The sequence below is a fragment of the Agrococcus lahaulensis DSM 17612 genome (assembly GCF_000425105.1).
Taxonomy (GTDB): Bacteria; Actinomycetota; Actinomycetes; order Actinomycetales; family Microbacteriaceae; genus Agrococcus; species Agrococcus lahaulensis.
Genome location: NZ_AULD01000016.1, coordinates 59,071 through 75,009, shown reverse-complemented (window position 1 = coordinate 75,009; position 15,939 = coordinate 59,071). Strand labels below are relative to the sequence as shown.

The following is a 15,939-nucleotide window of genomic DNA, read 5'->3' as shown; positions in this document are numbered from 1 at the left end:
GTGCGGGAGGCGCCACTCACGTGCGGGAGGCGCCACTCACGTGCGGGAGGCGCCACTCACGTGCGGGAGGCGCCACTCACGTGCGGGAGGCGCCAGGCGGGCGGAGGGGGCTACTTCTTGGCGCTCAGCTGCTCGATGACGGCCTGCGCGACCTCGGCCATCGTCAGGCGGCGGTCCATCGAGGCCTTCTGGATCCAACGGAACGCCTCCGGCTCGGCGAGGCCCATGCGCTGGTTGAGGAGGCCCTTCGCGCGGTCGACGAGCTTGCGCGTCTCGAAGCGGTCGGCGAGGTCGGCGACCTCGCTCTCGAGCGCGCGGATCTGGTCCCAGCGCGCGAGCGCGATCTCGATCGCGGGCAGCAGGTCGTTCTGCGTGAACGGCTTCACGACGTAGGCGAGCGCTCCCGCTTCGCCGGCCCGCTCGACGAGCTCCTTCTGGCTGAACGCCGTGAGCAGCACGACCGGCGCGATCTTCGCGGCGCTGATCTTCTCGGCCGCGCTGATGCCGTCCATCTTCGGCATCTTGACGTCCATGACGACGAGGTCGGGCTCGAGCTCGGTCGCGAGCTCGACGGCGCGCTCGCCGTCCCCAGCCTCGCCGATGACCTCGAAGCCTGCGGCCTGCAGCGTCTCGACGATGTCGAGGCGGATGAGCGACTCGTCCTCCGCCACGAGCACGGTGCGCGCGGTCGTCGCGTGCTCGGCGGGAGCCTGGTCGATGATGGGCTCGGCGAAGAGGTCGTCGGTCATGGCCACTAGCCTAGTGTTCGCAGCGGCCGGGCGATCGTCCCGCCCGCGAGCCGGTGTGGCGGAATCGGCAGACGCGGCGCACTCAAAATGCGCTTCCGCGAGGAGTGTGGGTTCGAGTCCCACCACCGGCACTCTGTGATGTCTCAGGACCTCGTGAACGACTGAACCCCCGCTTGCGGGGGTTCAGTCGTTTTTCGGTTGGTGACTGTTGTCGGGGTCGAGGGTGTAGTCGCCGAGGACTTCGCCGTCGTGGGTGATGACGGTGGCGTGGTCGTTGTGGACGAGTCAGGTGAGCTCGGTGCGCCTGTAGGCGTGGCCGATGCCGAGATGGAGCATGCGGTTCGTGTGGCGGAGCGAGATCTTGCCGGCGTGGTTGGTGGCGTCGTAGCGGACGCGCCAGAGGTCGGGGGCGGTGGGAGCTGCTCGGAGATGAGGTCGTGGGCCAACCCGGGCGTCTTGCGGCCGATGCCGCGGTGCAGGCCGACCTGGTTGCAGTAGTCGCGCAATGAGTCGGAGCCCCGCGATCGTCGGGATGGGCCGGGTGGTGAGGTGCTTCTGGAGCGTCCGCCAGAAGCGCTCGATGGGCTTGTAGGGGACCGTTCTTCTGCGCAACGCATGCCGCACGAGCAGAATCTCGAAGGCGTTGAGCGCCTACCTGCCTACAGCCGGTCGCGCGCGCGGCTCACTTCGAGGCGAGGACCGCCTGCCCTGCTAGCGTCCACTCGACAGCGGCGTCGAACGAAGGCGGGACAAGCGTGACTGTGCAGAGCGGGTGGCGAGCGGGTGCGATATCGGCCCCGTTGAACGATGGACTCCGTCGTCACGTCGCCGAACTGGAAGATCGGTTCCCAATCGCTGCCGACCATCGACGCTCCTTGAGCGAGCTCGGCTCGCAGATGGTGCACGCGCAGAAGTGCACCGTCAGCGGGCTGCACAATTGTCGAATCGCCCTAGTGAGATTCAGCGGTGCTATAGAAGCTGCCTTCGGTTTGACGCGCGAGGTCATGTTCTTCTATAGTCCGTATCCCGATCTCCAGATTCGCGAACTTAAGGCGGCCAAGGATGCCATAAAGCGTCTGCATCGAGACGTCACGCCCGACATTATCTTCGTGTGGTCACCCGACCCCCGGGCGCGACAAAAGCTCGACGACTGGTCTACCGGCGGATTCCTGGCGATTCCTCTCGGTAGTGCCGACGCGACAGATCCCGTAAGCATGGTTGCGCTCCTGCGCGACTACATTTATGCCCGCGATCTATTTTATGAATCGACGCCGGTGCGTGGCGATCGATTCTTCGGCAGGCGGCAACTTCTGCAGGCGCTTCGCGATGATGTACAGGAACAGAGGGTCGCTGGACTGTTCGGGTTGCGCAAGGCGGGAAAGACGAGTGTCTTAACGCAGCTGTCCGACAACGTAGCGACCCGCAACCGACTCGTCATACTTCGTGACCTTGAGAGCCTGCCCTCTCCCCCCTCAGACCCGATCCCAGCTTTGATCCGCGATCTGAAGGCCGACGTTGTGGAGGCGGTCCGCGGCCATCAGGCGAATCTGCGCGAACTTGAGAAGTTGCCGGATACGGCCGATCCATCTGACTTCCGTCGCGCGATGCAGACGGTGCTTCGGTCTCTAGCTAAGAGGGACATATCACTCGTGCTGATGCTCGATGAGATCGAGTACCTGACCCCGTCGGACCGTATCGACATCAGCGAGGGCGACATGACGTCGGTTTCTCAGTTCCTCGGCGCCCTTCGCAGTCTAGTCCAGGAGAACGACAACTTCACGTTTGTTCTCTCGGGTCTTACCAGCGCCATAGTTGAGAATGGGCGCCTGTTCGGCCGACCGAACCCTCTCTTCTCGTGGGCCAAGAGCCACTTCCTCGCTCCCTTCGACCGCGACGAGGCGGACGAACTCGCAACTTCGGTAGGCGGAAGGATGGGCATCCAGATTGACGCGGCGGCACTTGCATCTTTCTTCGAGGCAACGGGAGGCCACGCCTTCCTTTATCGGAGTCTGGCTTCGACGGTTGTGCAGCAGCTTCCGGTGGACGTCTTCCAGCGGCGGATTTCGCGAGCGGACGTCTTGAGAGGACTGGACGACTGGAAGCGTGACGTTGCGGGTAACCTCAATGAAATGATCAGTCACGTGCGCCGCTACTACCCGGTCGAGGCGATCATGCTCGAAGTTCTCACCGAGTCGCCTGCGGAGTTCGCTGAGCTGGCTGCTGAGCAGCCGCTCGAACTGAAGCATCTACTGAGCCTGGGGCTCATAGAGAAGGACGGTACCGGTTATCAACCTGCGACCGTTCTGAGTCTGCTGTGACGAACGCCTCTCAGCTCTTCACCGAGGCCGCTCTTCTGACGCGCCTCGAAAGCGTCGAGCGGAGCCTTCACCGCCACCGCTTGGTCTTTCTTCACGCTGGCTCACTCTTTGAGCCACTGCGGCATCGACTGCTGGATGCCTTGAGGGGCAGCAAGACTTCCGTCAGCGACCGAGCGACTTGGGCGGAGCTGCGTGCCGAGGATGCGGTCATTGTGACGGATCTGGAGCAGTGCGTAACGTCAAGCGACAACGTTCTCGGCGAAGTTCGTGAGGTCGTCCTTGCGTTATTAGATGAAGGAGCGAAGGTCTGCCTTGTTTCGCGGGCACCGCGAATCGCCTATCGGTCGGTACCTGGCAGTTCGGTGCTTGAGGACGCCGCGCTCGCGCTACTTGCCCCGCTGAGGCGCGAAGAACTCGCCATCAGTCCCGAAGAACGTGCACCTCGGGGTTGGCCACTGCCGTGCGTCACCACGGCTTCCCCGCTGGATCAAGCCAAGTACGGCAACGCGCTTGACGAACTAGGGCAAGGATTGGTTTCGGCGCTCGACCACGCTCTGTTCGAGGTAGACCCGAAGAACCAGGATGGTCTTGGTTTTCTGGGTGCGCGGGAGCTGGAGGGACTCCGTGGCGCCGGCATCGTTTGTCTTGATGCGAACAAGGTCCCTCGCTTGACAGCCTCGTCATCCGCGAAAGTTCTGCGCGAAGCTATATCGCATCATATCAGCCATACGACTACTGCGAGCGACACTCTTTCACCTGTCGTGACGGGGCTCTGGGCGATCGAACGTATGCTGAGGGCGGCAGTGCGAACAAAAGCGATAGAACAGTATGGGGCGGCTTGGCGATTGTCGTGCATTGGTGCGCTGAAGGACGAAGTACTCCGACGTGCCCAGCTCGACAGTAGTATCGGCGCGAAGTCCGTCGAAGATCTGCGGGACCCGCTCGAGTGGTTGACCATGGGGGAACTGCTGGAACTCATCAGAGGCGAGAAGTTCGGTCAACTTGGCATTGAGCCGGTGATATGGAGAAAACTGCAAGAGCAGCTCCTTCCGATCCGCAATCGACTGGCGCACATGCGCATGCTCAAAGCGGACGATCACGAGATCGTACAGATGTGGTTGAGTTCGCTCAATGCGCGCCTGAAGCGATAGCTACAGCGGACGCGCGATGCCCGGCGGTTCTCAGGAACCTCCGGGCATCGCGTGTGGACGGCTAGCCCTCCGCGGGGTGCGGCGCCGACTGGTGCTGCACCTCGATGCGGCGCTTGCCGTGATAGGCGGGCGCGGCCTCGGCGTGCACGTCGCCGACGACGTGGATGCGGATGTCGTTCGTCGATCCGGAGATGCCCGGCGGCATGCCCGAGATCACGACGACCTTCTTGCCGACCGGCACGAGCTCCTTGCCGATGAGCACGTCGTCGACCTGCGCGATCATGTCGTCGGTGTGCATCACCCGGTCGACGAGGTGCGTCTGCATGCCCCAGATCATCTGCATGCGCGACTCGACCTCGGGGTCGGGCGTGAAGCCGAAGGTCGGGATCGCCGTGCGCAGCCGCGCCATGCGCCTGGCGGAGTCGCCCGACTCGGTGAAGACGACGATCGCCGCCGCCTCGACGAACTCGGCGACCTCGAGCGCGGCGAGCGTGATCGCGCCGCCCTGCGTGCGCGGCTTCGTGCCGAGCGGCGGGATGCGGCCGAGGCCGTGCTCCTCCGCGGCCGAGACGATGCGCGCCATCGTCTCGATCGTGGTGATCGGGTGGCTCCCGACGCTCGTCTCGCCCGAGAGCATCACGGCGTCCGCGCCGTCGAAGATCGCGTTCGCGCAATCGCTCGCCTCGGCGCGCGTCGGGCGCGGGTTCTCGATCATCGACTCGAGCACCTGGGTCGCGACGATGACGGGCTTCGCCCACCGGCGCGACAGCTCGATCGCGCGCTTCTGCACGAGCGGCACCTGCTCGAGCGGCAGCTCGACGCCGAGGTCGCCGCGCGCGACCATGATCGCGTCGAACGCGTCGATGATGTCGGGCAGGTTCTGCACCGCCTGCGGCTTCTCGATCTTCGCGACGACCGGGAGCCTGCGGCCCTCCTCGTCCATGATCGCGTGCACGCGCTCGATGTCCTTCGCGTCGCGCACGAACGAGAGGGCGATGATGTCGGCGCCGAGGTGGAGCGCCCAACGCAGGTCCTCCTCGTCCTTCTCGCTCATCGCGGGCACGTTGACGGCGACGCCGGGCAGGTTGATGCCCTTGTTGCTGCTCACGGGCCCGCCGACCTCGACCTCGGTCACGACGTCGGTCTCGGTCACCTCGACCGCGCGCAGGACGATGCGCCCGTCGTCGACGAGCAGCGGGTCGCCCGGGCTCACGTCGGCGGGCAGGCCCTTGAAGGTCGTGCCGGCGCGCTGGCCGTCGCCCTCGACGTCGTCGGTCGTGATGGTGAACCGGTCGCCCTCGCGGAGCTCGAACGGTCCGCCCGGGATCTTCCCGAGCCGGATCTTCGGCCCCTGGAGGTCGACGAGGATGCCGACGGGCTTGCCGAGCTCGTCGGATGCCTTCCGGATGTTCGCGTACACCTCCTCGTGGACGCTGTGGTCACCGTGGCTCAGGTTCATGCGCGCGACGTCGATGCCGGCCGCGATCGCGGCCTTCGTCATCTCATAGCCGGCGAGTGCCGGCCCGAACGTCGCGACGATCTTGGCTCGTCTCAATGGATTCTCGCTTCCGTGGCTCGTGCCGCCTGGGTGGGATCGGCGCGGACGCCTCCATCCTCTCAGAGGCGCGCGCGCGGCGGCCTCAGGCGACGGCGAAGGGGCGATCGCTCGCGCGGACGGGCGCCGGGAGCGACGACTCGCCCTCGAGGTGCGCGTCGACGGCCGCGGCCGCGGCCCGGCCCTCGGCGATCGCCCACACGATGAGGGATGCGCCGCGCCCCGCGTCGCCGGCCACGAACACGCCGGGCACGGCGGTCGCGAAGTCGGCGGTGCGGACGGGCAGGCCGCGCTCGAACGGGACGTCGAGCGCCTCGCCGATCGACGCATCCGCCCCCGTGAAGCCCAGCGCGAGCAGCACGAGGTCGGCGGGGATCTCGCGCTCCGTGCCGGCCTTCGGGCGGCGCACGCCGTCGACGATCTCGGTGTCGGCGACCATGAGCGCCCGCACCTCGCCCGCGGCGTTCGCGAGCAGCTCGACGGTCGAGACGAGGTAGGCGCGCTCGCCGCCCTCCTCGTGGCTCGACTGCACCTCGAACAGGTTCGGGTGCACGGGCCACGGCTGGTGCTCGGGCCGCTCGCTCGGCGGCTGCACGCCGATCGCGAGGTTCGTGACCGAGAGCGCCCCCTGGCGGTGGGCCGTGCCGATGCAGTCGGCGCCCGTGTCGCCGCCGCCGAGGACGACGACGTGCTTGCCGCGCGCCGAGATCTGGTTGGCGGGCACCGTGCCGGCGACGGCGCGGTTCTGCTGCACGAGGTACTCCATCGCGAGGTGCACGCCGTCGAGGCCGCGGCCGGGGATGTCGAGCTCGCGCGCGACGGGCGCGCCGGTCGCGACCAGCACTGCGTCGAAGCGCTCGCGCAGCTCCTGCCAGCCGAGCTCGCGGCCGATCTCGACGCCCGCCCGGAAGCGCGTGCCCTCGGCCTGCATCTGGGCGAGGCGAGCCTCGAGCGTGCGCTTCTCGAGCTTGAAGTCGGGGATGCCGTAGCGCAGCAGGCCGCCGATGCGGTCGTCGCGCTCGTACACGACGACCGTGTGGCCCGCGCGCGTGAGCTGCTGAGCCGCAGCGAGCCCCGCGGGGCCGGAGCCGACGACCGCGACGGTCTTGCCCGTGAGGCGCGCCGGCGGGTGCGGCTCGGTCCAGCCGTTCGCGAACGCCTCGTCGGCGATCGCCTGCTCGATCGACTTGATCGTCACGGCGGGCTGGTTGATGCCGAGCACGCACGACGACTCGCACGGCGCCGGGCAGAGGCGGCCGGTGAGCTCGGGGAAGTTGTTCGTCGCGTGCAGCCGGTCGCTCGCCGCGCGGCCCTCGCCGCGCCACGTGAGGTCGTTCCACTCGGGGATGAGGTTGCCGAGCGGGCAGCCCTGGTGGCAGAAGGGCACGCCGCAGTCCATGCAGCGGCTCGCCTGCCGGCGCAGCACCGCCTTGTCGCCCGGCTCGCCGATCTCGCGCCAGTCGAGGATGCGGACGGGCACGGGGCGCTTCTTCGGCAGCTCTCGCTCCGTCACCTTCAGGAATCCGCGCGGGTCAGCCACCGGTCACCTCCAGGATCTGCCGCCAGATGTTGTCGGAGTCCGGGTCGACGCCGTGGCGCTCGGCGTCGAGTCGGATGGTGCGCACCGCCGCCCAGTCGCGCGGCACGAGCTTCGAGACGCGCGCGAGGCCCGCCTCGAGCAGCCCCGCGGCGACCGCGGAGCCCGTGAGCTCGACGTGCCGGGTCAGGATCGCGCGCAGCTCGATCTCGTCCTCGTCGGCGAGCGGCTCGACCCGCAGCTCGCCCTGGTGGAACGACTCCTGGTTGAGGCGCCGCTCGTCGAGGTCGAGCACGTACGCGACGCCGCCGGACATGCCGGCGCCGAGGTTGCGGCCGGTGGGGCCGAGGATGACCGCGGTGCCGCCCGTCATGTACTCGAGCGCGTGGTCCCCGGCGCCCTCGCACACGGCGGTCGCGCCGGAGTTGCGGACGAGGAAGCGCTCGCCCACGACGCCGCGGAGGTAGAGCTCGCCGCTCGTCGCGCCGTAGCCGATCACGTTGCCGGCGATGACGTTGTGCTCGGCGACGAGCGCGGCGCCGCGCTCGGGCCGGACGGTCACGAGCCCGCCGGAGAGGCCCTTGCCGACGTAGTCGTTCGCGTCGCCCTCGAGGTGCAGCGCGATGCCGCGGGGCACGAACGCGCCGAGCGACTGGCCCGCCGAGCCGCGCAGCCGCAGCGTGACGCTGCCGGGCTCGAGGCCAGCCGCGCCCGCGCGCAGCGTCACGGCGTTGCCGAGCATCGTGCCGACCGCGCGGTCGGTGTTCGCGATCTCGAGCTCGAGCTCGAGCCGCTCCCCCGCGTCGAGCGCGCGCTCGAGCTGCGCGAGCAAGCGGGAGTCGAGCTGCTGCTCGAGCTCGTGGTCCTGCTCGGTCGTGCGGCGCGGCGCCCCCTCCGCGCCCGCGGGCGCGGTGAGCACTGGCGCGAGGTCGAGCCCCTCGGCCTTCCAGTGGCGCACGGCGCGGTCGACCTCGAGCAGGTCGCTGCGCCCGACGGCCTCGTCGAGGCTGCGGAGCCCGAGCGAGGCGAGCAGCTCGCGCACCTGCTGGGCGATGAACTCGAAGAACTGCACGACGAACTCGGGCTTGCCGGTGAAGCGCTCGCGCAGCAGCGGGTTCTGCGTCGCGACGCCCACGGGGCACGTGTCGAGGTGGCAGACGCGCATCATGATGCAGCCAGAGACGACGAGCGGCGCGGTCGCGAAGCCGAACTCCTCCGCGCCGAGCAGCGCGCCGATCACGACGTCGCGACCCGTCTTCAGCTGCCCGTCGACCTGCACGCTCACCCGCTCGCGCAGCCCGTTGACCATGAGGGTGTGCTGCGCCTCGGCGAGCCCGATCTCCCACGGCGTGCCGGCGTGCTTGAGCGAGTTCAGCGGGCTCGCGCCCGTGCCCCCGTCGTGACCGGAGACGAGCACGACGTCGGCCTTCGCCTTCGCGACGCCCGCGGCGACCGCCCCGATGCCCGATTGCGAGACGAGCTTGACGTGCACGCGGGCCCGCGGGTTGGCGCGCTTGAGGTCGAAGATGAGCTGCTTGAGGTCCTCGATCGAGTAGATGTCGTGGTGCGGCGGGGGCGAGATGAGGCCGACGCCGGGCGTCGCGTGCCGCGTGCTCGCGACCCAGGGGTAGACCTTCCCGGGCGGCAGCTGCCCGCCCTCGCCGGGCTTCGCGCCCTGCGCCATCTTGATCTGCAGGTCGTCGGCGTGCGAGAGGTACATGCTCGTGACGCCGAAGCGGCCCGAGGCGACCTGCTTGATCGCGCTGCGCCGCTCGGGGTCGAGCAGCCGCTCGTCGGTCTCGCCGCCCTCGCCGGTGTTCGACTTCGCGCCGAGCCGGTTCATCGCGATCGCGAGCGTCTCGTGCGCCTCCTCCGAGATCGAGCCGTAGCTCATCGCGCCGGTCGAGAAGCGCTTGACGATCTCGGAGACCGGCTCGACCTCGTCGATCGGGACCGGCTCGGCGGCGGGCCGCAGCGCGAGCAGGCCGCGGAGCGTCTTGAGCTCCGCCGCCTGCTCGTCGACGAGCCGCGTGTACTGCTCGAACACGTCGAAGCGGCCGGTGCGGGTCGAGTGCTGCAGCTTGAAGACCGCCTCGGGGCTGAACAGGTGCGGCGCCCCGTCGCGGCGCCACTGGTACTCGCCGCCGGTCGCGAGCCGCTCGTGCGCGAGCGGGGCGCGCTCGTCTGGGTAGGCGGACTGGTGGCGCAGCCGGTTCTCCTCGGCGATGACGTCGAGCCCGACGCCGCCGAGCGGCGAGTGGGTGCCGACGAAGTAGCGGTCGACGAGCTCTTGCGAGAGGCCGACGGCCTCGAACGCCTGGGCGCCGCCGTAGGCGCCGACGGTCGAGATGCCCATCTTCGACATGATCTTGATGACGCCCTTGCCGAGCGCCTTGATGAGGTTGCGCACCGCGGTGCCGACGTCGGCGCCGAGCTGCCCCGTGAGCGCGAGCTGCTCGGCCGTCTCCATCGCGAGGTAGGGGTTGACGGCGCTCGCGCCGTAGCCGATGAGGAGCGCGACGTGGTGCACCTCGCGCACGTCGCCGGCCTCGACGACGATGCCGGCGCGCATGCGGGTGGATGCAGCGATGAGGTGGTGGTGGACGGCGCTCGTCATGAGCAGGGTCGGGATGGGCGCGAGCTGGTCGGTCGAGTCGCGGTCGGAGAGCACGATGAACTGCGCGCCGTCGGCGATCGCCTCGTCGACCTCGCGGCAGAGCTCCTCGAGCCGCCGCTCCATCGCTTCGGGGCCGCCGTCGACGCGGTAGAGGCCCTTCACGACGACCGTGCGGCGCGAGCCGGGCGTGCGGTCGATCGAGCGGATCTTCGCGAGCTGATCGTTGTCGATGACCGGGAAGTCGAGGATGATCTGGCTCGCGTGCGAGGGCGTCGCGGTCAGCAGGTTGCGCACCGGCCCGAGCCCCATCGATGTGCTCGTCACGATCGACTCCCGCAGGCTGTCGAGCGGCGGGTTCGTCACCTGGGCGAAGGCCTGCGCGAAGTAGTCGAACAGCAGCCGGGGCCGCTTCGCGAGCACCGCGATGGGCGTGTCGCTGCCCATCGCGCCGAGCGGCTCGGCGCCCGTCTTGGCCATCGGCGCGATGAGCAGCCGCACCTCCTCCTCGGTGTAGCCGAAGGTGCGCTGGCGGCGCGTGACCGATGCGGCGGTGTGCGCGACGTGCTCGCGCTCGGGCAGGTCGGCGAGGTGGATGCGGCTCGAGTCGAGCCACTCGCCCCACGGCTCCATCGCGGCGAGCTCGGCCTTGACCTCCTCGTCGGGCACGAACCGGCCCGCTTCGGTGTCGACGAGGAAGAGCCGCCCGGGCTGGAGCCGGCCGCGGCGCACGACGCGCTCGGGCGCGATCGGCAGCACGCCCGTCTCGCTCGCGAGCACGAAGAGCCCGTCATCGGTCTCGAGCCAGCGGCCCGGGCGCAGCCCGTTGCGGTCGAGCGTCGCGCCGACGAGCGAGCCGTCGGTGAACGCGATCGCCGCGGGTCCGTCCCACGGCTCCATGAGCAGCGAGTGGTACTCGGCGAAGTCGCGCAGCTGCTGCGGCATGTCGGGCTGGTTCTCCCACGCCTGCGGCACCATCATCATGAGCGCGTGCGGGAGCGAGCGGCCGGCGAGCGTCAGCAGCTCGAGCACCTCGTCGAACGAGGCGGAGTCGCTCATGCCCGGCGTGACGATGGGCCGCACGGGCCGCAGGTCGCCGAGCAGCTCGGAGGCCAGCTGCGACTCGCGCGCCCGCATCCAGTTGCGGTTGCCCTCGACGGTGTTGATCTCGCCGTTGTGCGCGATCATCCGCAGCGGCTGCGCGAGCGGCCACGACGGGAAGGTGTTGGTCGAGTAGCGCGAGTGCACGATCGCGAGCCGCGTCTCGAAGCGCGGGTCGGAGAGGTCGGGGTAGAACGGCTCGAGCTGGAGCGTCGTGACCATGCCCTTGTAGGTGATGGTGCGGCTCGAGAGCGACGGGAGGTACTCCCCCAGCTCGCGCTCGATGCGCTTGCGCAGCCGCCACGTGAGCCGGTCGAGCTCGATGCCCGACACCGGGGTGCCCGCCGCGGCGACGAAGAGCTGCTCGATGGCGGGCATCGCGGCGCGCGCGAGCTTGCCGAGCGCGTCGGGCACCGTCGGCACCTCGCGCCAGCCGAGCACCGTGAGGCGCTCCTGCCCGGCGATCTCGCGGATGCCGTCCCGGACCCGGGCGCGCTCGGTCTCGTCGAGCGGGAGGAACGCGAGGCCCGCGGCGTAGGCGCCCGCCTCGGGCAGCCGGAAGCCCGCGACCTCGCGCAGGAACGCATCCGGCATCTGCGTGAGGATGCCCGCGCCGTCGCCCGTGCCGGCGTCGGAGCCGACCGCGCCGCGGTGCTCGAGGTTGCGCAGCGCGTCGAGCGCGAGCGCGACGATGTCGTGCCCGGGTGTGCCGCGCGTGGTGGCGACCATGGCGAGGCCGCACGAGTCCTTCTCATGGCGCGGGTCGTACATCCCGGCCTTCGCCGGGACCGCCATGCCCTGGTAGCCCTGAGCACCCGGAAGGCTTCCGGAGACGGGCTCGCTGAGTGATCGCATGCTGCTCCTGCTCTCGCGATCGGGAGCGGGACGCCGTCGGCCCGCAGCGCGCTGGGAGCGCGCAGTCCTACTGGTGTGCTGCCGCGGGTTCTGCGGCTGGAGCCGCCTCGTCCTGGGTGCGGGACTCGGGGGTCTCGGTGTAGACGTCAGAATCTACCACCTGATCGGCGCCCGGCCCGCGCCCGGGCTGCCACGGGGACGGCTCGAGGCCGGGGTGGCGCCGCGTCTGCACCACCCACACGACGACGCCGACGACGATCGCGAGGAACGCCATCCACACGTTCGTGCGGATGCCGAGGAAGAGCTCGGACGGGTCGAGGCGGATGGTCTCGAAGACCGAGCGGCCGAGGCCGTACCAGATGAGGTAGAGGGCGATGAGGCGGCCCCACTGCACGTCGCGCTTGCGGTCGAGCCACAGCAGGAGCGCCGCGCCGAGCACGTTCCAGATGATCTCGTACGCGAACGTCGGGTGGAAGAGCACGCCCTCGGGGAGCCCGACGGGGTACGCGGGGTTCGACGCCTCGATCTCGAGCCCCCACGGCAGGTCGGTCGGCTGGCCGAAGAGCTCGTGGTTGAACCAGTTGCCGAGCCGGCCGAAGGCCTGCGCGAGCAGCAGGCCGGGCGCGAGCGCGTCGGCGAAGGTCGAGAAGCGCAGGCCCGTCTGGCGGCAGCCGATCCAGACGCCGATCGCGCCGCCGATGAGGGCGCCGAAGATCGCGATGCCGCCCTCCCAGATGTAGAGCGCCGAGAGCGGGTCGCGGCCGGGGCCGAAGTAGTCGTCCGGATGCGTGACCACGTGGAAGAGGCGAGCGGCGACGATGCCGAGCAGCACGGCCCAGACGGCGACGTCGATGACGTAGCCGGCCTCGACGCCGCGCTGGTGGAGGCGCCAGCCGGTGAGCACCGCGGCGACGACGATGCCGGCGAGGATGCAGAGGGCGTAGGTCTGGATGCCCCACGAGGCGTCGACCATGCGCAGCACCCACGTGATGAGGAGCGCGAAGGCGAGCGCGGCGACGACCGTCCAGGCGGCGTCGCGGCGCGTGAGCCTGCCCGTCACGAGCATCCCGGCGAGCGCGAGGATCGCGAGCACGACGCCGAGCACGACGCCGAAGACGATGGCGCCGGTCATGGAGCCCTGCACGAGGCCGAGGACGCCGATCGCGTCGAGCCACTGGCCCAGCGGCACCTGCTGCCACTCGGGCGCGGGGCTCGGGATGCTCTGGAAGACGGTCACGCGGTCGCGCCCTTTCGTTCGGTCGGTGCGAGTGTACCTTCGGCGAGCGAGGCGGCGAGCGCGCGCACGGCGGGGACGCCGCCCTCGTCGAGCGCGCGGACGAGCGCCGAGCCGACGATCGCGCCGTCGGCGTACTCGAGCACGTCGCGCACCTGCTCAGGCGTCGAGATGCCGAGGCCGACGCAGCGCAGCGCCTCGCCGCCCGTCGCCGCGGCGCGCTCGGCGATGCGCTCGGAGAGCGCGCGGGCGGCGCGGTCGACGTCAGTGCGCGCGCCGGTCGTGCCCATCGTCGAGACGGTGTAGACGAAGCCGCGCGAGGCCTCGATCGCGGCGTCGAGCCGCGCATCGGAGGAGGAGGGCGCGGCGAGGAAGATGCGGTCGAGCCCGTGCCGCTCGGCGGCGGCGAGCCACTCCGCGGCGTTCTCGGGCGTGAGGTCGGGCGTGATGAGGCCCGCGCCGCCCGCGGCGGCGAGGCGCTCGGCGAAGCGGTCGACGCCGTGGCGCAGCACCGGGTTCCAGTACGTCATGACGAGCACGGGCACGCTCGTGCGGGCGGTGATCGCCTCGATCGCCTCGAACAGCTCCTCGAGCCGGAAGCCGCGGTCGAGCACCGCCTGGGTCGCCGTCTGGATGACCGGGCCGTCCATCGCGGGATCCGAGTAGGGCACGCCGAGCTCGATCGCGGTGCAGCCGGCCTCGGCGATCGCGACGGCCGCCTCGATGCTCGTGGCGAGGTCGGGGAAGCCGACCGGCAGGTAGCCGATGAGCGCGCGCTCGCCGGTGGCGCGGATGGCGTCGGCGGTCGACATGCGGCTCATGCCTGCTTCGCCTCCTCGTCGAGGAGGCCGAACCAGCGGCCCGCGGTCGCGACGTCCTTGTCGCCGCGCCCCGAGAGCGAGACGAGCAGCGTCGAGCCGGGCGACTCCGCAGCGAGCCGCATCGCGCCCGCGATCGCGTGCGCCGACTCGATGGCGGGGATGATGCCCTCGGCGCGCGTGAGCGCGAGGAACGCATCCATCGCCTCCGCATCGCTCACGGGCTGGTACTCGGCGCGGCCGAGGTCGTGGAGCCACGCGTGCTCGGGGCCGACGCCCGGGTAGTCGAGGCCCGCGGAGATCGAGTGCGACTCGAGCGTCTGCCCGTCGTCGTCCTGCAGCAGGTAGGTGCGCATGCCGTGCAGCAGGCCCGGCGCGCCGCGCTCGATCGAGAGGGCGTGGCGCTCGGTCGACGCGCCGTCGCCCGCGGCCTCGAGGCCGATGAGGCGCACACCCGGGTCGTCGAGGAAGGCGTGGAAGATGCCCATCGCGTTCGACCCGCCGCCGACGCACGCGAGCACGGCGTCGGGCAGGGCCCCGGTCAGCGCGATCGTCTGCTCGCGCGCCTCCTCGCCGATCGCGCGGTGGAAGTCGCGCACCATCTCGGGGAACGGGTGCGGGCCCGCGACGGTGCCCATGAGGTAATGGGTCGACTCGACGTTCGCGACCCAGTCGCGGAGGCCCTCGTTGATCGCGTCCTTGAGCGTGCGCGAGCCCGTCTTGACGGGCACGACCTGCGCGCCGAGCAGCCGCATGCGGGCGACGTTGAGCGCTTGCCGCTCGGTGTCAACCTCGCCCATGTAGACGACGCACTCCATGCCGAACAGCGCCGCGGCGGTCGCGGTCGCGACGCCGTGCTGGCCCGCGCCCGTCTCGGCGATGAGCCGCGTCTTGCCGAGCCGGCGGGCGACGAGCGCCTGGCCGAGCACGTTGTTGATCTTGTGGCTGCCGGTGTGGTTGAGGTCCTCGCGCTTGAGCAGGATGCGGGCGCCGGCGATCTCGGAGAGCCGCTTCGCCTCCGTGAGCATCGAGGGGCGGCCGGTGTAGCCGCGCGAGAGGGCGGCGAACTCGGCCTGGAACTCGGGGTCGCGCTTGCACTCGTCGTAGCACGCGGCGAGCTCGTCGATCGCGGCCATGAGCGGCTCGGGCATGAACACGCCCCCGAACTCGCCGAACCACGGCCCGTGCTGCTCCCGCAGCTTTGACTGGCGCTCGGTCATGCGGCCCTCCCGAACTCTCGGACGCGCGACGCGGGGTCGCCGTCGGTGACGAGCGCCTCGCCGACGAGCACGGCATCCGCGCCGTCCTGCCGGTAGCGCGCGACGTCGGCGACCGAGCGCACGCCCGACTCGGCGACGGCGACGGTGCCGGCCGGGACGCGCTCGCGCAGCTCGGCGAAGCGCTCGGGGTGCATCGTGAACGTCTTGAGGTCGCGCGTGTTGACGCCGAGGATGCGCGCGTCGGCATCGAGGGCGGCGTCGATCTCGCGCTCGTCGTGCACCTCGACGAGCACCGAGAGGCCGAGCCCGGTCGCGAAGCGGTGCAGCTGGGTCAGCCGCGCGGGCTCGAGCGACGCGACGATGAGCAGCACGATGTCGGCGCCGAACGCGCGCGCCTCGAGCAGCTGGTACTCGTCGGCGATGAAGTCCTTGCGCAGCACGGGCACCGAGACGGCCTCGCGCACGGCGCGGAGGTCGTCGAGGCTGCCGAGGAAGCGCCGCTCCTCGGTGAGCACGCTGATCGCGCTCGCGCCGCCGGCCGCGTAGCTCGAGGCCAGCGCCGCGGGCTCGGGGATGTCGGCGAGCGGCCCCTTCGAGGGGCTCGCGCGCTTCACCTCGGCGATGATGTGCGGCCCCGGCGAGTTGGCCTTCGGCGTGCGGAGGATGGCGACGGCGTCGAGGGGCGCGCGCGACTCGCGCGCGATCGCCTCCAGGCGATCGGCCGGCAGCTGCTCCCGCCGCCGGGCCGCATCCTCGAGCGCGCCCGCGGTGAGCGCGTCGAGCACGC

Annotated in this window: 10 protein-coding genes and 1 tRNA gene; 3 read left to right on the top strand and 8 right to left on the bottom strand. The window is 70.3% G+C overall.

Annotated elements, in window-relative coordinates; genetic code table 11:
* Positions 1 to 110 precede the first annotated feature (110 nt).
* A complete protein-coding gene (locus H508_RS0108755; RefSeq protein WP_035254593.1) occupies positions 111 to 749 on the bottom strand; it encodes an ANTAR domain-containing response regulator in 639 nt (212 codons plus the stop codon).
* A 49-nt stretch (positions 750 to 798) separates the two neighbouring features.
* On the opposite strand from H508_RS0108755, the gene H508_RS0108750 reads away from it, so the two are divergent.
* The 3 genes from H508_RS0108750 to H508_RS17425 all read left to right on the top strand — a co-directional run bounded on the left by H508_RS0108750 (position 799) and on the right by H508_RS17425 (position 4,218).
* Positions 799 to 880 (top strand) — tRNA-Leu (locus tag H508_RS0108750).
* Between the two features lie 624 nt (positions 881 to 1,504).
* A complete protein-coding gene (locus H508_RS0108740) occupies positions 1,505 to 3,067 on the top strand; it encodes an AAA family ATPase (protein ID WP_156906037.1) in 1,563 nt (520 codons plus the stop codon).
* Positions 3,064 to 4,218, top strand: a complete 1,155-nt coding sequence (locus H508_RS17425) for a hypothetical protein (RefSeq protein ID WP_156906036.1) — start codon at positions 3,064 to 3,066, stop codon at positions 4,216 to 4,218. Before H508_RS0108740 ends, H508_RS17425 begins: the two co-directional genes overlap by 4 nt.
* A gap of 61 nt (positions 4,219 to 4,279) precedes the next feature.
* Here the strand turns inward: H508_RS17425 and pyk are convergent, their stop codons facing one another.
* From pyk to trpC, 7 genes are all read right to left on the bottom strand, one after another.
* Positions 4,280 to 5,773, bottom strand: a complete 1,494-nt coding sequence (gene pyk / locus H508_RS15455) for a pyruvate kinase (protein WP_051223086.1) — start codon at positions 5,771 to 5,773, stop codon at positions 4,280 to 4,282.
* 85 nt (positions 5,774 to 5,858) lie between these two features.
* Positions 5,859 to 7,313: a glutamate synthase subunit beta gene (locus H508_RS0108725; protein WP_026373780.1), complete on the bottom strand. Its 1,455-nt coding sequence runs from the start codon at positions 7,311 to 7,313 to the stop codon at positions 5,859 to 5,861.
* Complete coding sequence (gene gltB, locus H508_RS0108720) at positions 7,306 to 11,820, bottom strand: glutamate synthase large subunit (RefSeq protein ID WP_026373779.1); 4,515 nt, start codon at positions 11,818 to 11,820, stop codon at positions 7,306 to 7,308. The genes H508_RS0108725 and gltB overlap by 8 nt, the downstream gene beginning before the upstream one ends.
* A 127-nt stretch (positions 11,821 to 11,947) precedes the next feature.
* Positions 11,948 to 12,853, bottom strand: coding sequence for a prolipoprotein diacylglyceryl transferase (lgt, locus tag H508_RS15450; protein ID WP_156906038.1), 906 nt, complete (start codon positions 12,851 to 12,853; stop codon positions 11,948 to 11,950).
* A 260-nt stretch (positions 12,854 to 13,113) separates the two neighbouring features.
* Positions 13,114 to 13,935, bottom strand: coding sequence for a tryptophan synthase subunit alpha (gene trpA, locus H508_RS0108710; RefSeq protein ID WP_026373778.1), 822 nt, complete (start codon positions 13,933 to 13,935; stop codon positions 13,114 to 13,116).
* Complete coding sequence (trpB, locus tag H508_RS0108705; protein WP_026373777.1) at positions 13,932 to 15,152, bottom strand: tryptophan synthase subunit beta; 1,221 nt, start codon at positions 15,150 to 15,152, stop codon at positions 13,932 to 13,934. Before trpB ends, trpA begins: the two co-directional genes overlap by 4 nt.
* Positions 15,149 to 15,937: an indole-3-glycerol phosphate synthase TrpC gene (trpC, locus tag H508_RS0108700; protein WP_026373776.1), complete on the bottom strand. Its 789-nt coding sequence runs from the start codon at positions 15,935 to 15,937 to the stop codon at positions 15,149 to 15,151. Before trpC ends, trpB begins: the two co-directional genes overlap by 4 nt.
* Between the last annotated feature and the right edge of the window lie 2 nt (positions 15,938 to 15,939).